The sequence below is a fragment of the Alphaproteobacteria bacterium genome (assembly GCA_040905865.1).
GTDB lineage: Bacteria > Pseudomonadota > Alphaproteobacteria > UBA8366.
On sequence record JBBDQU010000063.1, the window covers coordinates 1 to 19,122 of the forward strand.

Here is a 19,122-nt window from a genome sequence, read left to right on the forward strand (position 1 = left end):
GAGACTTGAATCACGACCGCGCACCAGATGGAAGGGTTTTTCCGCAGCCTGCTAATCCATTCCCGCCGGGCGACGGGATTCGATAATCCGCTGACCGACCATCCCGATGTGCTGCCGGCGATTCACCAGCGGCTGGTGCGCCGCCACCCCGATACGGGGCGGCGCTCGGTCTATGTGTCGTCGCACGCCTCGCATATCGTCGACTGGCCGCTGCCGGAAGGGCTCGACCTGCTGTACGAACTGACCGACCGGGCAACCAGGCCCGAATTCGTCTATACCCATAAGTGGACGGTCGGCGACGTCGTCATGTGGGACAACCGGGTGACGATGCACCGGGTGCTGCGCCACTACCCCGAAGACGCGCCGCGCGACCTGCGCCGCACCTCGGTCGAGGATGTTGCCCCGACCCTGGAACAGGTGGCGTAGCAGCCTATTTCGCCATCGCCCGCACCGCGGCCACGTCCGGCTTCGCCGCGCTCATCAGGTAGCCGAAATCGGAGCCGATAGTGAGGTAGCGGACGCCCAGCCCGACGAGGTATTGCTGCAGCTTGCGGTCGCCGCGCGCGCCGCCGACGCCCATCGCCTTGCCGTGTTTTTTACAGGCGGCGGCGACTGTTTCGAACACCTTGCGCATTTCCGGATGGTGCATATCGCCCGGCGCGATTCCCATCACGGTGCTGACATCCAGCGCGCCGATATGGATCATGTCGATTCCGTCCACCGCCGCGATCTCGTCCGCGTTGGCGACGCCGGTCGGCGTTTCCACCATGGCGGCCAGCAGGACCTGTTCGTCGAGGATGCGGTTGATTTCCGGTTGCGGCGGCGATTCGAAGGCGAGCGTCGGGATGGTGCCGGGGGCGGAGCGCATGCCGCGCGGCGGGAACTTGCAGTACTGCACGATTTCCTCGGCTTCCGCCGCGCTGTCGATATGCGGCACCATCAGCCCCATGCCGCCGCTGTCCAGATAGCGCGCCATGTCATGCGCGTGGTGCGAGGCGATGCGGGCGATCGGCGTCACCCCGTAGCCCAGCGCCGCGACGCTGATCGCCGAGGCGGATTCGAGCGATGTCGGCCCGTGCTCCATATCGATGAAGATCGCGTCGAAGCCGCAGGTCGCGGCGATCAGCGCGACGTCCGGCGTTCGCATCTGGTTCACCGCCATGCACAACACCAGTTCGTTCCGGGCGAGCTTCTGCTTTGTCGTATTCTCCAGCGAAATAACACTCATCGATATGTTTTCCTTGTTTTTTTAACAGCATGCAGTTGTGGGGCGCATCGTTTCATTTCCCTAACTATTTGGAAACCCATAACAGGCATGATGGGCCGGAATAGGGATAGAAGCATTCCGGTTATATGCTTTCAGATGGCCAAGGACACTAAATGGTAATCGATACGGCACTGTTCGCGGACCTGTTCAGCAACATGGCGATCCTCATCGTTCTGATCGCCGTGTATGCCTGGCTGTCCGGCAAGACAGGACAAGCCGGAAGTATCAGGCGGATCGCCCTGCTGGGCGGCCTGTTCGGGCTTGCGGCGATCGCCTGCATGCATGCGGCCGTTCCGCTGCCGGGCGGTGCTCTGGTCGACCAGCGCAACACCGTCATCGTTCTCGGCGGCGTCTTCGGCGGCCCGGTCGTCGCGATTATTGCCGCCGGCTTCGCCGGGGCGTACCGGCTCTATCTTGGCGGCGCCGGGTTGGCGGCGGGGTTGATCGGCTGCGGGTTGGCGGTTCTGGCAGGTACGGTATTGCATGTTTTGCGCAACAGGATCGACAGCCTGCCGAAAGCCGTTGTCGCGGCTGCCGCCGCCACGCTTGTTATTCTGCCCAGTTTGCTGTTCGTGGGAGACTTCGAAGAGGGCCGGGCGGTGCTGCAGGCCGCGGGTCCACCGTATGCCGCCGCGGTTTTTCTGGGACTTCTCCTTGCCGGATTGCTGCTTTACGCCGTCGAGAGGCGATACGAAGCGGAAATCGGCCAGAAGGAAGCGGGCGACCGGTTGCGGGACTTCGCCGGGTCGGGGTCCGACTGGTTGTGGGAAACCGATGCCGGGCACCGCTTTGTGTACAGGACCCGCGAAAATGGCGATGCGCGGCCGCTCTGGATCGATGCGATAGAGGCCGGCGGCCACGGTATGGAACAGGCTCGGTGCTTTTTCGACGTGCTGGACCGGCAAACGCCGTTCCGCGATTTCGAATTCAGCTTTACGGGAGACGACGCCGGAAACCGGCAGGTCGTTCGGATCAGCGGCATTCCCTATTTCCACGCCGGCGGCGCGTTTGCGGGCTTCCGCGGGACATTCAGCGATATTACCGCCACCAAGCAGGTGGAAGCGGCTCTGCAGCGCAATGAAAAGCTTCTTTCGGATATCGCTTCGATTTCGTTCGACAGAATCTGGGAAACTGACAGCGAACATCGCTACGTCTTCGCCACGGATATGAACACCATGCGGAAGAGGGGCGCCCGGCCCGGCAGCGCCTTCATCGGAAAAACCTTATGGGAGCTGATTGGCGCGGATCCTGACGTCGAAGAGGGTATGGGCCGGTTTCGCGACCTGCTGGAAGCGCGACAGCCTTTCAGCTGTTTCCGGGTCGATATTCCCCTGCCGAATGGCGCGGTGAGCAAGCGGGAAATGAGCGCTGTGCCGATTTTTGACGACAATGGCGCGTTTCAGGGCTTTCGGGGCTCGACCCGCGACATTACCGACGAATTTTCCGCCCTCGCCACACTGCGGGCCAGTGAGGAGAACTACCGGGCGCTCATCGACGGATCCGTCCAGGGCGTTTTCATCCACAGGGATTTCAAACCGATCTATGCGAACCGGGCCTGCGTCGACATTTTCGGTTATCCCGATATCGACGCGGTCATGAAGCTGCCGAGCGTCCTGCAGTTATGGGCGCCGCATGAAGCGCAGCGGATAGATGCCTACCGGCGCGGTCGCCTGCGTGGCGACGACGTGCCGGAACGGTTCGAGGCCGAGGGACGCCGAATGGACGGCAGCCAGATCTGGCTCGTGGCGACGGCAAAGGTGATCCAGTGGGACGGAGAAGTCGCGATTCAGACGGCGGTTATCGATTTCACGGACCGCCGGCGTGCCGAGGAGGCGCTGCAGAAGAGCAACGCCCGGATGCGCGCCATCCTGGACGCCACGCCACTGGCAATCGAGGCGCTGGATACTGAAATGCGTGTAACGCTTTGGACCCGTGCGGCCGAAGAGATGTATGGCTGGATGGAGGCCGAGGTCCTTGGCAAGGCGCCGCAGAATATCCCCGAGAGCGAGCGCGATGGTTTCGTGGAAACGGCCGAACGGGCCCGCCGGTCGCGCTCGGTCGAGGTATACGAAACAAAACGAATGCACAGGGATGGACATCCGATCGACATCCGGTTGTTTATTGCGCCGATTGAGGGTGAAAACGGCGAGCCGATGGGATTCCTGGGCGTTGGCGAAAACATTACCGGTCAGAAGGCGATTGAAGACCGCCTTCGGCAGGCGCAGAAGATGGAATCCATCGGTCAGCTGACCGGCGGTATGGCGCATGACTTCAATAATCTGCTGGGTGTGATCCTTGGCAATCTCGATTTTGCGCTGGAGCGCATCGATGACCCCGAAGACCTTGAATCGCTGATCAAAAATGCAATTTCCGCGGCAAACCGGGGCGCCGAACTGAACCGCCACCTGCTTGCGTTTTCCCGTCAGATGCCGCTTGCGCCCAAAGTGATCGACCTGAATGTGGAGGTGGGCGCCATGGCCGGTTTGCTGGGGCGCATGCTGTCGGGATCCATCACAATGGAATTCGTGCGCGGCGCGGATTTGTGGTCCTGCGAGGCGGATCCGGTACAGGTGGAAAGTGCATTGCTGAACCTGTGCCTTAACGCCAGGGATGCGATGCCGTCTGGCGGCCACCTGACGATTGAAACGGCCAATGCCCGGCTTGACGCCGACTACGCGTCAACGCAATCCGAGGTGACGCCGGGGCAGTATGTCCTGCTGGCCGTCACCGATACGGGCGTCGGCATGTCGCCGGAAGTCCGGGAAAAGGTATTTGAGCCGTTCTTTACGACAAAAGGGGCAGACCGGGGGACCGGGCTTGGCCTGTCCATGGTATTTGGCTTCGCCAAACAGTCCGGCGGCCATGTCGCGATATACAGCGAAATTGGCGAGGGTACGACAGTCAAACTGTATCTCCCCCGGGCGCTGCAGTCGGCCGTGAAGGTCGACCATGGCGGTGACAATATTCCACGCGGTCGCGGGGAAACGGTGCTGGTGGTCGAGGATCATCCGCAAATAAGGGACCTGGTGGTCAATCAGCTCACCGCGCTCGGCTATACGGTCACTGTAACGGAAGACGGCCCGGAAGCGCTGCTGGCGCTGCGGAAAGAGGCGGGTTTCGATCTCGTCCTGACCGATGTGGTCCTGCCGACGGGCATGAACGGCACCCAGGTCGCGGCGGAAGCGGTAAAGCTGCATCCGGGCATCGGCGTGCTGTACATGTCCGGCTACACCGAAAATTCGGTTATCCATCACGGCCGGCTGGACAAGGGGGTCACCCTGCTGCAGAAGCCGTTCCGTCGCAAGGAACTTGCGCAAAAGGTCCGCGACGTGCTCGACACAAGGATGTAGCCGCGGGACAGCCTCAGTCCGCGGCGGCGCGCATCGAATCCGCGTGTTGCGAAAGCTTCGGCATGATTTCTTCGGCCAGCCGCCGCATCGAACCCTGCCACAATGCGGGATTGTCCCATTCATGACCGTTCGCCAGCAGGGTGCCGAAGGGGCCGGTTTCATCGATCAGCGCGATCATGCGGTCCAGCACCGTCCTGGAGTCGCCGACAATCGGCAGCGCCGCCTTGAAATCGTCGATGGTGATGTCCTCGTCGGCCATGCTCTCGTCGTTCACGCCCATCTTGGCGACGCCGCGGCGGCCGAAGCTGTAGCGGAAATACTTGTAGTAATGCGATAGCCCGGAATTGGGATCGTACAGGTAATCCAGTGCCTGCTGGTCGCTTTCGCCGACCAGGATCGAACGCGATACGCGCCAGATCGACGGATCCGCCGGCTGTCCCGCTTCGGCGGCGCCCTGTGCGTACATGTCCCAGTGGGAGCGCAGGTAGCGCGAATGCATAAAGTTTCCGGACACCGGAATCCAGCCGCGCCTGCCCGCTTCCAGCGCGGTGCGCGAATTGGGCGACAGCACGGAAATCGCGATGGGCGGGCTCGGTTTCTGGAAGGGACGTGGCACCCAGCCGACACCGAAGTCCCTGTTGATGCCCTCGTCCAGCTTGATCTTCCAGAATTCTCCGTCGTAATCGTAGGGCGGTTCCTTCGACCACAGCATGTCGATGATTTCCAGCGATTCCATCAGCCGCCGGCCGCGCTCCGGCGGTTCGCCCGTGCCGACCATGCCGACATCGGACACCAGCGAACCGACGCCGATGCCGAAGATATAACGGCCCCGGCACAGGTGGTCGAATTGCGCGACCTGCGCCGCGACGGCGACGGGATGGTGTTGCGGCAGATTGATGACCCCGGTGCCGAAGACGATGTTCTTCGTTTCGGAAATGACCGACGCCATGAACATCAGGGGCGAGGGGACCGGTTCGTTCAGCGAACTGAAATGCTCGCCGACCCAGTATTCATCATAGCCGAGCCGGTCCGCCAGAATGATCGCCTGGCGGTCTTCCTCCAGCACCTGCGTATAGTCGCGGGCCGGGTCGTGCATAGGCATGGTGAAAACGCCAAGGCGCATGGTATCGTCTCCCTCGTGGAAATTTGCGGCGGAAATCTCGCATGGCCGGGAGAGGAGCGCAATATAACGCTCCTCCCGGTGGACGTGGTGACCCTATCAGGATATCAGCCAGCCCCCGTCGACGTCCACGGTCGTGCCTGTGACGAAGTCGTTCTGGACCAGGAAGATGATCCCCTGGGCGCATTCGTCCGCCGTTCCGGGACGGGGGATCACGTTCTTCGCGGTTGCCTTTTCGTAGAACGCCTTTCGCGCATCGCCTTCCATCGAAACCATGGGTGTGTCGATGGACCCGGGTGACAGCACATTGATCCGTTTCGGCGCGATTTCCGTTGCAACGCCGCGGGCGAAGGATTCGACAGCACCGCCGACCGATGAAATCGCGATCTGGCCCGGCTTCATCTTGCGGGCGGGGCTGCCGCTGACCAGGACGATACAGCCGTCGTCGGCCAGATGCGGCGTACCGAAACGGACAACATTGGCATAGCCCCACAGCTTCGCGAACGACGCCTGATACCCGTCCATATCCATGTCGAGAAAGCGGCCGACGGCGCGGTTTCCGCCGGTCGCGGCGCTGACCAGAATGTCGAAGGGCGCGCATTCCGCGAACAGCGCCGCCAGCGCATCCCGGTCGAGGACGTCGCACTGCTTCAGCGTGACACCGGCGGGGACGTCGCCCGCCTTGTCCGGATTGCGGCTCACCGCGATGACACTGGCGCCGAGCGCCGCCAGCCGCTTCGTTGTGGCCAGGCCGATGCCTGACGTGCCGCCGAATACGATTGCCTTTTTGCCTGAGACTTCCATGGTCGATCATCCTCTCCTGTCTGACACCGGTATCCGGTGAAACCCAATTGTAGTGGATTGATTCCAACGTTTGGAACCTTCGGTTTCGAGCAGCGATGATATCGTCGGGATTGTCTTTCCAGACGAATGGTTTCGGGGTCGTTGCATTCGTCAGGCGGACGATCTCGGCGACGCGCGCCGGCGGATACGGTAAAGATAATGCCATTGCGCATTCCTCAGACTCGCACGACTATGATAAATGGGAGTCCTGAATCGGACTCCTTCGTTCCGATCAAACGTGGTCTTGCCATGACGTCTCATTCCGTTTCCGAAATGGCTCGTTTCGCTACTTTTCCGCGGGACAGCCGATACTGTTCAAGTCCATCTCCGGGTGGAAATTCGAGACAGGGCGTGAGGATGTAGTTTGCGGGACCGAACAACGACAGGCCTGTTCTCATTCGGCCTCGTCTTCAGCTTGCTGCCAAGCATGAGCTTTCCGGCAACGATGCCGGCGTTGATGGCGGACTTGCAGTTTACGGCTTCCGAGGCCGGCTGGCTTGGCGGGATTTATTTTGCCGGATACGCCTGTGCCGTTCCTGTACTGTCATCGGGAACAGACCGCGTCGGCGCGAAGTCCATCTATCTGACAAGCTGCCTGGTTGCCGTGGTCAGTAGCCTGGCGTTCGCATTCTGGGCGGAGGGATTTTGGAGCGCCTTTATTCCGCGGCTTCTCGGCGGCGCCGCGCTCGCGGGTGTTCACATGCCGGGGCTGAAATTGCTGACGGATATGGTCGGCGAAAAATTCAGGATGCGCGGCGCCGGTATCTATGCGTCCAGTTACGCACTGGGTAGTGCGACATCATTTCTGTTTGCGGGATTTATCGAAGCCGCCTCGAACTGGCATTTCGTCTATGGGTTGGCTGCGCTGGGCCCGGCGCTGGCGGCGGCATGCGTCCTGGCGACGCCGAAGACTCCAACCGCCGCAGGCGGACCGATAGCCCGGATTCAATTGCGGCCGTTACTGAGAAACCGTCCGCTGATGTCGTATATCGTCGCATATGCGGGAAACACGTGGGAGGTGTTCTCGATACGCGTATGGTTCGTCGCCTATCTGGCATGGATACTGAGCCGGCCGGACAACGATATCGATTTGCCGCCACTGGCCGTGGTTTCAGGTGTCGCGGCAATCGCCGGAGTTCCTGCCAGCGTTGTGGTTTCAGAGCTTGCGCTGCGTGTCGGCCGGGAAAAGGCAATTATCGCAACCTGCGGCATTTCCGTTGCCGTATGTCTCGGGTTGGCCATGTCCACCGGCGCGGCAAGCCTCGTGATCCTGCCGCTGCTGATCCTGTTGCAAATTTCCAGCTTTGCCGATGTCGGCTCCCTGACCGCCGGTGCGATTGCAGCCTGCGAACCCGGCAGGCGCGGGACGTCACTTGCCCTCTTTGCATTTACGGGATCGCTAACCGGTTTCCTGGGGCCCGTCATCGTCGGCATCTCGCTCGATGCATTTGGTGGTTTCGAACAGGGGACGGGATGGACGGCGGCATTCCTTGTCATGGCGATCGGTTCGACGGTCGCGGCGCTATCGGTCTGGCACTTGAAAACGAACCTTCCAAAATAAAAAAACTCAGCGTTGAACGGAACGCGTTCCAGCCTATTTATCGCGTAGGGTCCGCGACGATTCCGCGCAACCGCTGACGCGCGTCGGCGGATACGGTAATGGTGCCGCCATTGCACATTTCTCAGAATCGCACGACTATGATGAAATGGTAATCCCGAATCGGACCCCTTTGCTCCGATCAATCCACCAGGCCATTTGACCCGGCGCGGCGCCTTGCTGGCGCAATACCCGTATCCTAGGCTAGGCCCGTCGTGACCGGGAGAAGATATCGTGACCAACAGGATCGAACTGCTTGTTTCCAAATCCGTTCCCTTTGCCGGTGGGCAGGCATTCGGCGATGCCGGGCCCTATGAACGGCTGCGGGGCCGGGCGCATTTCGCTGTCGATCCGCTGGCGCCGGCGCAGGCCGGGGTGACGGATATCGGGCATGCGCAGCTCAGCGGGGCGGGGATGGTCGAGTTTTCCGCCGAGTTTTTCATCTTCCGCCCGGTCGACCCGGCCAGGGGAAACCGCCGGATATTCTTCGACTACGGCAATCGCGGCAACCTGCGCGCGCTGCAGTATTTCAACGACGCGCCGGGATCGAACGATCCGCTCACCGCCGCGCAGGCGGGGAACGGCTTCCTGTTCCGGCGCGGCTACAGTCTCGTCTGGGCCGCCTGGCAGGGCGACCTTCTGCCGGGTGACGGGCGCATCACGATGGACCTGCCGGTCGCGCATGACAACGGCAAGCCGATTATGGGGCCGGTGCGGCAGGAGTTCATTCCCGTCGGTCCCACGGTCTGTTTTCCCCTGTCCGGGCGAATCGATACGCGCAGCCATCCCGCCGCGTCGCACGATACGACGCTGGCGCAGCTGACCCGGCGCCGCTATCCGGATTCGAAACGCATCGCGATCCCGTCGGACGCCTGGTCCTTCGCGCAGGCGACGCGCGGGCTGGATGCGGACAGCCAGGTCAAGGCGCGCGGCGGCGGCGCGCTGGCGATCCTGCCGTCGGACGAATTCATCTACATGGCGGACGGGTTCCAGCCCGGCTGGATCTATGAACTGGTCTATACGGCGCGCGACCCGCTGGTCATGGGGCTGGGCCATGTCGCGGTGCGCGACCTGGTCAGCCACCTGAAACACGGGGAAGCCGATGCCGCCGGAAACCCGAACCCCCTGCCCGGAATCGAAAAGGCCTATGGCTTCGGCCGTTCGCAGACCGGCCGCTGCCTTCGTGACTTCATCTATCGCGGCTTCAACGCCGATGCGGCGGGGCGGCGGGTGTTCGACGGCGTGATCCCGCATGTCGCGGGCGCGGGCAAGATGTGGCTGAACCACCGCTTCGCCAATGGCGTCGCCATGGCCGGCCAGCAGTATGAGGACCACCACAACATTGCCGACAGCTTCCCCTTTTCCTATGCCGAAACCACCGACCACCTGACGGGCAGGACCGACGCGATCCTGAAACGGCCGGATACGGACCCGTTCGTGATGCATACGCAAAGCGCATCCGAATACTGGCAGCGCAAGGCCTCGCTGGTGCATACGGACACCCGGGGCAACGACCTGCCGCAGCCGGACAATGTCCGGGTCTATTTCTGGGCCAGTTCGCAGCACACCTCCGATCCGGTCGGCGTGATTCCGGCCAGGGGCGTCTGCGAAAATTACAACAATGTCGTTGCGGTTTCGCCGGTGTTCCGGGCGCTGCTGGATGCGCTGGACGCCTGGGTGACCGATGGCGCCGCACCGCCGGATTCCCGCATCCCGCGGCGCGCGGACGGTACGGCGATTCCCTATGCGGAATGGCGGGCGCAGTTCCCCGCCATTCCCGGCGCGAAACTACCGACGGGGCCGGCGCAATTGTCGCTGCTCGATTTCGGGCCGGAGGCGGATCGCGGAATTGCATCGAAACAGCCGCCGGATGTGCTGGCGAAGAACGGCTATACGATCCTGGTGCCCGCCGTCGATGCGGACGGCAACGATATCGCCGGCATCCGCGCGCCGATGGTGCAGGCCCCGCTGGGCACCTATACGGGCTGGAACCTGCGGATACAGGGGCTCGGTACGGGGGCGAACTACGAATTCCTCGGCAGCTATATCCCGTTCATGGATACCGCCGAGGAGCGGGAATTCACCGGCGACCCGCGTGCTTCGGTGACGGAACGCTACGGGTCGCCGGAAGGCTATGTCGAAGCGATCACGGCGGCGGCGCAACGGCTCGTCGCGGAAGGCTTCCTGCTGGAGGAAGACGCCGAACGCGCCGCCGAGGAAGCGCGCAACTGGGGCCGGCCGAGGCACCTGGTGCGGTTGTGACCCGGATGTTCAACAAGGTTGAATTTTGTTGAACATGTGCCTCAGGACCGTCACGTCCCGTCTGGCGGGTATTTCCGCGCGGTGTGGATGACCGTAATCACTCGGATTTCAGTTTCGTCGACAATGTGATAGACCGCCACGAAAGGAAGTCTCGCAATCGAAAATTCCCTAGTGCCATCTATCTGGCCCTCGCGGCCGAGGAGTGGGAAATCTTCGAGCACGGCAATCGCCTGTAAAATTCGATGAATGATACGATCGGCGGCAACCGGATCATCTGCTGCGATATAGGCGTAGGTGGCGTCCAGGTCTGCTTCGGCCTGCCTTGAAAAACTAATATTCAAGGCCGAACTTTTTCCAAATCTTCTGTTGCGGGGTAGCTTTTCGGGAATCGGCACGGTCTGCCGCTAGAGCGGTGCGGATTTTAGCCTCGCGCCATGCCAGGTATTCCGGGTCCCGGGAAGGTTCTGACGAATTCAGAAACTCTTGGACGTCTTCCGATTCAGTATCGACTTTGCTCATGACAGTATTATGCCACGAAAACTTGATTATTTCACGGCATCATTTTGGGTCGAATACGCCTCCTGAATTAATCCACCGCCCGCGGGTCCATCGCGTCCTGCAACCCGTCGCCGAGGAAGTTGAAGGCGATCACCGTGACGAAGATCAGCAGCCCCGGCCAGACCGCCAGCAGCGGCGCGTCCCAGACGAGGTCCTGAGCGTTGGTCAGCATGTTGCCCCAGCTGGCCACCGGCGGCTGGATGCCGAGGCCGAGGAAGCTCAGCACCGATTCGAACAGGATGATGCCGCCGACCGACAGGGTGGTGGCGACGATGATGGGCGAGATCGCGTTGGGCAGGATATGGGTCCGCATGATGCGCCCCGCCGTCGCCCCCTGCGCCACCGCCGCGCGGACGAATTCGCGGTTCTTGAGCGACAGGGTTTCCGCCCGCACCAGCCGCGCCACCGTGGTCCAGCCGAACAGCGAGATGATCACGACGATGCGGTAGAGGCTGACGTCTTCGGACTGGGTGACGCTGTCCGGCAGGCCCAGCTTGGACAGGTCGACCGCCGCCAGCACGATCAGCAGCGGCAGCAGCGGCAGCGCGATGACGCCGTCGGTGAAGCGCATCAGGAACCTGTCCAGCCAGCCGCCGTAATACCCGGCGAACAAACCGATGGCGGTGCCGAGGATCGCCGAGGTCAGGGCGGCGGCCATCGCGACCGCGAGCGATACCCGCCCGCCATGCAGCAGCCGCGCCAGCACGTCGCGCCCGGCCTCGTCCGTGCCCAGCGGATGGGCGGATGACGGCGGCTGGAAGCGGTCGAACAGGTTGGCGGTTTCCGCGTCTATCCCCAGCAGGTATTCGATCAGCGGCGCGCAGATAGACAGCATCGCCATGACGGTGAGCAGCACCAGGCTGCCGACCGCCAGCCGGTGGCGCAGGAAGCGCCTTCCCATGCGGCGGGCGTTGCTTTGCGGCGGCCGGGTGAAAGCGACGCTCATCGCCTGTCCGCCCGGCTGGCGACGGAGACGCGCGGGTCGAGCCAGGCATAGCCGATATCGGCGAGGAAATTGCCGACCAGCGTCAGCGCCGTCGCGATCATCAGCCCGACCAGCGCCAGGTTGTAGTCATTGCCCAGGATGGCGTCGTAGATCATCTTGCCCATGCCGCGCCAGGAGAACATTGTCTCGGTGATCAGCGCGCCGGAAAACAGCTGACCGAAACTGAGCGCGACGATTGTCACCAGCGGGATCAGCGCATTCCGCAGCGCGTGGTGGGTGACCATCCGCGCCGTGCTGACGCCCTTGGCGCGGGCGGTGCGGATATAGTCCTGCCGCAGGGTCTGGATCATGCTGGCCCGCATGAAGCGGGTGAAGCCGCCGACCGAGGCGATGGTCAGCGCCGCGACCGGCAGGATCGCGTGCTGCAGGCGGTTGAGCAGCCCGCTGTCGCCGACCGTTTCCATCCCGCCCGCCGGCAGCCAGCCCAGGGTCACCGAAAACAGGATGATCAGCAGCAGCGCCAGCCAGAAGGGCGGCACCGAAATCCCGGCGAAGCACAGCAGGTTGACGGCGTAGTCGAGCGGCGAATAGGGCCGCAGCGCCGCAAGGATGCCGACCGGGACCGCAATCGCCAGCGACAGCAGAAGGCTGATGCCCAGCAGGAACACCGTGTTGCCGAACCGGTCGCCGATGACGTCCAGCACCGGCTGGCCGAGATTGCGGGAATAGCCGAAATCGCCCTGCAAGGCATTGCCCAGCCAGGCGGCGTAACGGTCGGTGATTGGCTGGTCGAGCCCGTACAGCGCCTTCAGCCGCGCGGCGTCGGCGGGGGTCAGGTTCGGGTCGCCCTGCACCATCATGTCGATGGGGTCGCCGGGCATCAGCCCGATCAGCCCGTAGACGGCGAAGGACACTGCCAGCAGGACGATGATGCTTTCAAGCAGGCGTCCGGCGATATAGCGGAACATGGCTTATTCGGCCGTCCAGTTTTCGACCCAGAGCGGGCTGGTGAACTGGTGCCCGGTCGGGGTCACGCCCTTCAGCCATTTCGGCAGGATATAGGGGTTGGCGCGGAAGTAGAGCGGCAGCGACGGCAATTCCTCCGCATAAATACGCTGCATGTCGCGCCACAGTTTGCGGTTGGGCGCGTCCTCGCAGACCACCTCGACCTCGTCCAGTACCCGGTCCATGTCGGCATTTCGGAATCCGGTGTAATTCTGGCCCGACCAGTTGTTTTCCTTCGTCGGCACCTGGGTCGAATAGAGTGTCGTGCGGGGAATGTTCCGCGGCGCCGATACCCAGGCGTACATGACCATGTCCGGGAATTTCCGCTGGCTGACGGTATCGCCGAAAAACACCCGCGCCGGTTCGTTGCGCAGGCGCAGGTCGATGCCGACCTGTTTCAGCTGGCTCTGGATCACCTGCTGCACCAGTTCGCGGGACTTGTTGCCCGCCGTGGTCATCAGTTCCAGTTGCAGCCGCTCGCCCTTCGCGTTGTGGCGAAATCCGCCGCGCATGACGGACCAGCCGGCGGCATCGAGCAGCGCCTTCGCCCGCTTCGGGTCATAGGGGTATTTCGGGACGTCCGGGTCATAGACCGTATCCAGCGGATTGGTCTGGCCATGGGCCACCGGCTGATGGCCCGCGAAGAGCTGCCGGTTGATCGCGTCCCGGTCGATGGCGTGCAGCAGCGCCTGGCGCATCCGGATATCGGCGAGGACCGGGTTGTCGAGATTGACGTCGATATGTTCGTATACCAGCCCGGACTTGTAGACGAAGTCGAACCGGTTCCCGGCGCGCTTTTCGAAGGCCAGCGCCTGGTCGACCGTCAGCCCCAGTTCGCCCGCGATATAGTCGATATCGCCGGACAACAGATTGGCGGTCAGCGCCGCGGTGTTTTCGATGGCCTTGATGACGATACGGTCGAAGGCCGGTTTCCGGCCCCACCATTCGGGGTTCCGTTCCAGCACGATATGCGCCCCGCTGGCGACTTCCGCGATGCGGTACGGTCCGTACCACAGCCCCGGATTGGTCGTATCCGTTTCATAGGCGCTGCGCTTGCGGTATTCGGTCGGGTCGGCGAAATTCGCTTCCTCGATATGGGCGGGCAGCAGTTCCAGCCCGGAGATGCCGGCGAAATCGCAGGTCCGCTTGTTGACGTGCAGGGTGAAGGTTTTATCGTCGACCACGTCGATGGACGTGATCCGCTCGAACAGTTCGGAATTGCCGAACCCGCTTTTCGGATGTCGCCCGGCTTTCCAGGTGAACAGCACATCCTTCACCGTGATCGGCGTGCCGTCGCCCCAGACGGCGTCGGGCAGGATGGTGTAGGTGACGGCAATGCCATCCTTGCCGTCGGCCGTCTTTTCGTTCCTGGCGCGACCGTTTTCATAACTCGGCAGTTCGGTGCACAGCAGGCAGATCAGATTCCAGTCCGGATCGTAGACCGTAATCGGCCGCCGCGTCATGGCCAGCACGTAGGACTTGGCCAGCATGGATTCGATGTTCGGGTTGAAGTTCTGCGGGAACTGGCTGATGCCGATGACGAGGGTATCCTTCGCCGCGGCGGCGGGCAGGGCGCTCGCGAGGCCCGTCGCGATCACAATCAGGCCTGCCCAGCGCCGCACCATACGGGTTATTTCATGCGGGAAGGGTCCGGGCATCATCGGTCAGGTTCCTCCGCCGAACGATCCGTGACGCCCGGCGCCTGCCGCAAACTGCGCCGCGCCCTGCACGCCTTCCGTCTCGACGGCCTTCATGCCGGCGGCGAATTCGGCGCGCATCGCGTCTTCCACGGTCATGCCCCACTGCCGGTATACCGAGGCCCGGTCGGTGTTCATGCAAAGCTGCGGGAAGGCGGCGATTTCATGCGCCAGCGTTTCGGCGGCCTTTCGCGATGTACCGCTGGGAACCACGCGATTGGCGAGCCCCATCGACAGCGCTTCGGCGGCGCCGACCGGTCGGCCGGTGAGGATCAGGTCCAGCGCCCGCCCCTCGCCGACAATCCGCGGCAGGCGCACGGTACCGCCATCGATCAGCGGCACGCCCCAGCGCCGGCAGAACACGCCGAACACGGCGTCTTCCTCCATCACCCGCAGGTCGGCCAGCAGGGCGATCTCCATGCCGCCGGCGACCGCATAGCCCGACACGGCGGCGATCAGCGGCTTCGACAGCGCCAGCCGCGTTGGCCCCATCGGGCCTTCGCCATCAACCTTGTAGCGTTCGCGCCGGGCGCCGGAGGCGATCGCTTTCAGGTCGGCCCCGGCGCAGAACGTGCCGCCGGCGCCGCATATCACGGCGACGCGGGCGTCGCCGTCGCCGTCGAATTGCCGCAGGGCCTCGGCCAGCGCTTCGGCGGTCGGGTTATCGACCGCATTGCGGACGGCTGGCCGGTTGATGGTCACGGTCGTGACCGGACCGTTTCGCGCTACAAGGACGGTGTGCGGCATGTCGTTCCTGGCTCTCGTGACTGATGGGGCATTGTACCGCCATTGCCGGAAATTCAGAAGCAGCCCGTGCCGTGCGGCGTCAAATCAGGCCGCCGATGCGGGGTTTGCGTCGGACCACGCCTTCGGGTCGTTGAGGTAAGCCCGCACGGCGCCAAGCGCCGACGGATTGAAATAGCTTTCCTCCTCGGCGCAGGACAGCACGTCCCACCAGGTGGCCAGCGCGTGCAGTTTCACGCCGTGGGATTCGAGGTTGGTGACGCCCTGCGGGAAGATGCCGTAATGGAAGATGACGAAGGTATGGGCGCAGGTCGCCCCCGCCTCGCGCAGACCCTCCACGAAGCTGATCTTGCTGCCGCCATCGGTCGCCAGATCCTCCACCAGAAGCGCCCGGTCGCCAACCTTCACCAGCCCCTCGATCCGGGCGTTGCGGCCGAACCCCTTGGGCTGTTTGCGCACATAGGCCATCGGCAGCATCAGCCGGTCGGCGATCCAGGCGGCGAAGGGGATGCCGGCGGTTTCCCCGCCGGCGACCACATCGATGGATTCGAAACCGATGGCTTCCTCGATCAGCGCCGCGCCCATATCCATCAGTTTCGCGCGGGCGCGGGGAAAGCCGATCAGCCGACGGCAGTCGATATAGACCGGGCTGGTCCGCCCGCTGGTCAGGACGAACGGATCTTCCGGACGGAACAGGACGGATTCCGTTTCGATCAGGATACGGGCGGTGATGCGGGCGGGATCGGCAGTCATGTCGGACCTCATGGATGTACGGGTATGTCTGTTTACGGGATCGTCCAGCCCGGCGGCAAGACAGGACTTGCAGCGCCTCGGGTTTATATGGAGCCGCAACAACAGCGCACCGTTGCGGGACATGGAACAGGGTCCTTGATATTCGCTATACTGTGGATTACGGCGCGTCACGGGCGATTGCCGGACGAAAACACGGCACGGACGGGGTTGGGGAAACATGCAACTGACGATGGCGACCGTGACGATCCACGGCAGTCTGGACAAAAAGCTGACGGCAATCGGCGATGCGGGATTTTCCGGCGTCGAAATATTCGCAACCGAGCTCGAACCGGCGGGGCACGATCCCGCGACCGTCGGCCGGATGGCCGCCGATGCGGGCCTTGCGGTAACGACCTTCATGCCCTTCCGTGAATTCGAGGGGCTGCCGGAACCGCTGCGAACGAAGGCCTTCGACCGGGCGGAACGGGCCTTCGATATCATGCAGGCGCTGGGTACCGGCCTGTTGCTGGTCTGCACCAATGTCTCGCCGGACGCGCAGCCGGGAACCGCGCGGGCGGTTGACGATTTCCGCGAACTGGGCGAACGGGCCGCCGCGCGCGGGGTGCGGATCGGCGTCGAACCGCTGGCCTGGGGCCGCTATATCAGCGATTACCGGGATGGGTGGGACATCATCCGCCGGGTCGATCATCCGAATGTCGGGATCGTGCTGGATACGTTTCACGTATTGGGGCTCGATCTGCCGGTTGATGCAATTCGCGAAATACCGGGCGAGAAAATCTTCGATATCCAGATTACGGACATGACCCCGCGCCTGGACCGGGACCTGATGACCTGGAGCCGCCACCACCGCTGCCTGCCCGGACGCGGGGCCTATGACCTTGTCCCCTTCGTGCGGGCGGTGGAGGCGACGGGCTATGACGGGGTCATGTCGCTGGAAATTTTCGACGACGGCGCGGTAACCGAGACGCCGCAGCGGATCGCGGAGGAAGGGCTGCGGTCCTTGCGGGGACTTCTGGCGGACTGACACGGATTGATGTGCAGCCGCCGCGGGTGCGGGTAAGATGCCATTCTCAGGTGAGGGAGAAACATGATGGCAGACCGGGACTGGAATTCGCAGCCGCCCTATATCCATGAAGGATATAAATCCACGGTCCTGCGCGGCCCGACCAAACCGCTGGTGCCGCTGAAGCATACGCTGTCGGAACGTACGGGGCCGGTCTACGGGCATGATAGTCTGGCCGAAAACGATGCGGACCTGACGAAGAACGGGCGCCGGGGCGGCGAACCCATCGGGGAACGGATCGTGGTTGCCGGCCGGGTCGTGGACGAAGGGGGGCGGCCGGTGCCGGGGACGCTGCTGGAGCTCTGGCAGGCGAACGCCGCCGGGCGGTACAATCACGACATCGACCGGCATGATGCGCCGCTCGACCCGAATTTCTTCGGCGGCGGGCGCTGCGTCACCGACGCCGACGGCCATTACCGTTTCTACACGATCAAGCCCGGCGCCTATCCCTGGGGCAATCACGCCAACGGCTGGCGGCCGAACCATCTGCATTTTTCGCTCTTCGGGCCGAGCATCGCCACCCGTCTGGTCACGCAGATGTATTTTCCCGGCGACCCGCTTCTGGCGCTGGACCCGATCTTTCTGGGCGTGCCGGAAGGGGCGCGCGACCGGCTCGTCGCAGCGTTCGACCTTGCCATTACCGAACCGGATTTCGCCCTCGGCTACCGGTTCGACATCGTGCTGAACGGCCGGTCGCAAACCCCGATGGAGGGCTGATCGCATGGCGTTCAAACAGACGCCATCGCAGACGGTCGGGCCGTTTTTCGCCTATGGGCTGACGCCCGAACAGTACGGCTATCCGTTCGCCAGCATTGCCGGCGCTACGGTCGCGGGTGTCGAGGGCGATGCCGTCATTACGGTCGAAGGCCGCGTCTTCGACGGGGCGGGGGAGGCCGTGCCCGATGCGCTGGTTGAAATCTGGCAGGCCGACGGCGCGGGCCGCTACAACCACCCGGCCGACCGGCGCGCGTCCAACCGGACCTTCGGCGGATTCGCGCGCTGTGGCACGGGCACGGATCCGGAAAAACGGTTTGTCTTCCGCACGGTGAAGCCCGGTTCGGTGGATGGCGAACAGGCGCCGCATATCAGCGTCATCGTCTTTATGCGCGGTCTGCCATGCCATGCCTATACGCGCCTTTATTTTCCGGAAGAGGCGGCGGCAAACGCGGCGGACCCGGTCATGGCGTCCGTGCCCGAAGCCCGGCGCGGCACGCTGGTCGCGGAACGGCTGGAGCGCGATGGCGGCATCGTTTACCGGTTCGACATATACATGCAGGGTGACAACGAAACCGTGTTCTTCGATGTCTGAATACGCCCCGCAAGGAATTCTGTGTGCGGGCGTCGGCATTGGCTAACGCACAAGACGCAAGACGAGAGGCACGGCGCGACCCTCAAGGGCAGCGAGACCGGAATTTATGAACAGTTCGCCCGTATCGGCGATGCGGCGCGGGCATTCCGATCATGGTGCAGGACGCGCCCCCGGGCAGGCTCGAACGCCCACTTCCGTAAGAAAAACAGATTTTGAGTCTGTGTGTTTCTTTATATATCAACTAGTTATGGGGTTGTGTCTCTCTGGTGTCTCAGGGATGACTGGTGCGGGTGGCCGGAATCGAACCGGCACTCTGTTACCAGAACTAGATTTTGAGTCTAGCGCGTCTACCAGTTCCGCCACACCCGCGTTCAGCGACTAAATCTGTAAATTTCGATAGAATCGTTGTCAACGTAAGTCTTTAGAAAATTTGCTCTTTTCACGGAACACTTTTTGAGTCTGCCGCGTCTACCGGTTCCGCCACAGGGGCGCGCCATGGCGCAGCGCGCATATTACTGTTGCCCGGCCGCCGGTCAACCGGAACCCGCGCCGGCGGCAGGGCTGAATCATAAATTGTTAATGCGCTGAGGGACGAACAGGATTCTTAT

Annotated in this window: 17 protein-coding genes and 1 tRNA gene; 7 read left to right on the forward strand and 11 right to left on the reverse strand. The window is 63.0% G+C overall.

Translation table 11 applies throughout. The features are described from left to right. The first annotated feature begins 27 nt into the window (after positions 1–27). Positions 28–426, forward strand: a complete 399-nt coding sequence (locus tag WD767_13925; protein MEX2617190.1) for a TauD/TfdA family dioxygenase — start codon at positions 28–30, stop codon at positions 424–426. Positions 427–430: 4 nt separating this feature from the next. Here WD767_13925 and WD767_13930 read toward each other — a convergent pair whose 3' ends face one another. Further along, positions 431–1,228 (reverse strand): aldolase/citrate lyase family protein, encoded by a 798-nt coding sequence (locus tag WD767_13930; GenBank protein ID MEX2617191.1) that lies wholly within the window; start codon positions 1,226–1,228, stop codon positions 431–433. Positions 1,229–1,380: 152 nt separating this feature from the next. Between WD767_13930 and WD767_13935 the strand changes: the two genes are divergently transcribed. Beyond that, the gene (locus WD767_13935) at positions 1,381–4,617 is read left to right on the forward strand and encodes a PAS domain S-box protein (GenBank protein MEX2617192.1); all 3,237 of its coding nucleotides are present in this window, start codon (positions 1,381–1,383) and stop codon (positions 4,615–4,617) included. Positions 4,618–4,630: 13 nt separating this feature from the next. On the opposite strand, the gene WD767_13940 is transcribed toward WD767_13935, so the two are convergent. Continuing rightward, a complete protein-coding gene (locus WD767_13940) occupies positions 4,631–5,740 on the reverse strand; it encodes an LLM class flavin-dependent oxidoreductase (GenBank protein ID MEX2617193.1) in 1,110 nt (369 codons plus the stop codon). Between the two features lie 96 nt (positions 5,741–5,836). After that, positions 5,837–6,541: an SDR family oxidoreductase gene (locus WD767_13945; protein ID MEX2617194.1), complete on the reverse strand. Its 705-nt coding sequence runs from the start codon at positions 6,539–6,541 to the stop codon at positions 5,837–5,839. Positions 6,542–6,944: 403 nt separating this feature from the next. On the opposite strand from WD767_13945, the gene WD767_13950 reads away from it, so the two are divergent. Next, entirely contained in the window at positions 6,945–8,141 is a 1,197-nt protein-coding gene (locus WD767_13950) for an MFS transporter (protein ID MEX2617195.1), read from the forward strand. Positions 8,142–8,411: 270 nt separating this feature from the next. Further along, entirely contained in the window at positions 8,412–10,439 is a 2,028-nt protein-coding gene (locus WD767_13955) for an alpha/beta hydrolase domain-containing protein (GenBank protein MEX2617196.1), read from the forward strand. Positions 10,440–10,489: 50 nt separating this feature from the next. Here the strand turns inward: WD767_13955 and WD767_13960 are convergent, their stop codons facing one another. The 7 genes from WD767_13960 to WD767_13990 form a co-directional block, all read right to left on the reverse strand. Further along, on the reverse strand, positions 10,490–10,780 hold the full coding sequence (locus WD767_13960; GenBank protein ID MEX2617197.1) for a type II toxin-antitoxin system RelE/ParE family toxin: 291 nt from the start codon (positions 10,778–10,780) through the stop codon (positions 10,490–10,492). Beyond that, positions 10,770–10,958 (reverse strand): hypothetical protein, encoded by a 189-nt coding sequence (locus tag WD767_13965; GenBank protein ID MEX2617198.1) that lies wholly within the window; start codon positions 10,956–10,958, stop codon positions 10,770–10,772. The genes WD767_13960 and WD767_13965 overlap by 11 nt, the downstream gene beginning before the upstream one ends. 67 nt (positions 10,959–11,025) lie before the next feature. Next, positions 11,026–11,943, reverse strand: coding sequence for an ABC transporter permease (locus tag WD767_13970; protein MEX2617199.1), 918 nt, complete (start codon positions 11,941–11,943; stop codon positions 11,026–11,028). After that, complete coding sequence (locus WD767_13975) at positions 11,940–12,911, reverse strand: ABC transporter permease (protein MEX2617200.1); 972 nt, start codon at positions 12,909–12,911, stop codon at positions 11,940–11,942. Before WD767_13975 ends, WD767_13970 begins: the two co-directional genes overlap by 4 nt. Positions 12,912–12,914: 3 nt before the next feature. After that, positions 12,915–14,609, reverse strand: a complete 1,695-nt coding sequence (locus WD767_13980; GenBank protein MEX2617201.1) for a peptide ABC transporter substrate-binding protein — start codon at positions 14,607–14,609, stop codon at positions 12,915–12,917. Positions 14,610–14,612: 3 nt separating this feature from the next. Beyond that, a complete protein-coding gene (locus WD767_13985) occupies positions 14,613–15,392 on the reverse strand; it encodes a crotonase/enoyl-CoA hydratase family protein (GenBank protein MEX2617202.1) in 780 nt (259 codons plus the stop codon). A gap of 84 nt (positions 15,393–15,476) precedes the next feature. Then, complete coding sequence (locus tag WD767_13990; protein MEX2617203.1) at positions 15,477–16,142, reverse strand: orotate phosphoribosyltransferase; 666 nt, start codon at positions 16,140–16,142, stop codon at positions 15,477–15,479. Positions 16,143–16,359: 217 nt separating this feature from the next. Between WD767_13990 and WD767_13995 the strand changes: the two genes are divergently transcribed. The 3 genes from WD767_13995 (at position 16,360) to pcaG (ending at position 18,514) form a co-directional block, all read left to right on the forward strand. Then, positions 16,360–17,166, forward strand: a complete 807-nt coding sequence (locus WD767_13995) for a sugar phosphate isomerase/epimerase family protein (protein ID MEX2617204.1) — start codon at positions 16,360–16,362, stop codon at positions 17,164–17,166. A 63-nt stretch (positions 17,167–17,229) separates the two neighbouring features. Beyond that, positions 17,230–17,922, forward strand: a complete 693-nt coding sequence (gene pcaH, locus WD767_14000) for a protocatechuate 3,4-dioxygenase subunit beta (GenBank protein ID MEX2617205.1) — start codon at positions 17,230–17,232, stop codon at positions 17,920–17,922. A gap of 4 nt (positions 17,923–17,926) precedes the next feature. Continuing rightward, entirely contained in the window at positions 17,927–18,514 is a 588-nt protein-coding gene (gene pcaG / locus WD767_14005) for a protocatechuate 3,4-dioxygenase subunit alpha (protein MEX2617206.1), read from the forward strand. A gap of 282 nt (positions 18,515–18,796) precedes the next feature. Here pcaG and WD767_14010 read toward each other — a convergent pair. After that, positions 18,797–18,883, reverse strand: a tRNA-Leu gene (locus tag WD767_14010). Positions 18,884–19,122 lie beyond the last annotated feature (239 nt).

Coding starts and splice junctions, on each gene's coding strand:
- WD767_13995 (MEX2617204.1), top strand. CDS start 16,360: ATGCAACTGACGATGGCGACCGTGACGATCCACGGCAGTCTGGACAAA.
- WD767_13965 (MEX2617198.1), bottom strand. CDS start 10,958: ATGAGCAAAGTCGATACTGAATCGGAAGACGTCCAAGAGTTTCTGAAT.
- pcaH (MEX2617205.1), top strand. CDS start 17,230: ATGATGGCAGACCGGGACTGGAATTCGCAGCCGCCCTATATCCATGAA.
- WD767_13985 (MEX2617202.1), bottom strand. CDS start 15,392: ATGCCGCACACCGTCCTTGTAGCGCGAAACGGTCCGGTCACGACCGTG.
- WD767_13975 (MEX2617200.1), bottom strand. CDS start 12,911: ATGTTCCGCTATATCGCCGGACGCCTGCTTGAAAGCATCATCGTCCTG.
- WD767_13935 (MEX2617192.1), top strand. CDS start 1,381: ATGGTAATCGATACGGCACTGTTCGCGGACCTGTTCAGCAACATGGCG.
- pcaG (MEX2617206.1), top strand. CDS start 17,927: ATGGCGTTCAAACAGACGCCATCGCAGACGGTCGGGCCGTTTTTCGCC.
- WD767_13980 (MEX2617201.1), bottom strand. CDS start 14,609: ATGATGCCCGGACCCTTCCCGCATGAAATAACCCGTATGGTGCGGCGC.
- WD767_13945 (MEX2617194.1), bottom strand. CDS start 6,541: ATGGAAGTCTCAGGCAAAAAGGCAATCGTATTCGGCGGCACGTCAGGC.
- WD767_13940 (MEX2617193.1), bottom strand. CDS start 5,740: ATGCGCCTTGGCGTTTTCACCATGCCTATGCACGACCCGGCCCGCGAC.
- WD767_13925 (MEX2617190.1), top strand. CDS start 28: ATGGAAGGGTTTTTCCGCAGCCTGCTAATCCATTCCCGCCGGGCGACG.
- WD767_13970 (MEX2617199.1), bottom strand. CDS start 11,943: ATGAGCGTCGCTTTCACCCGGCCGCCGCAAAGCAACGCCCGCCGCATG.
- WD767_13930 (MEX2617191.1), bottom strand. CDS start 1,228: ATGAGTGTTATTTCGCTGGAGAATACGACAAAGCAGAAGCTCGCCCGG.
- WD767_13990 (MEX2617203.1), bottom strand. CDS start 16,142: ATGACTGCCGATCCCGCCCGCATCACCGCCCGTATCCTGATCGAAACG.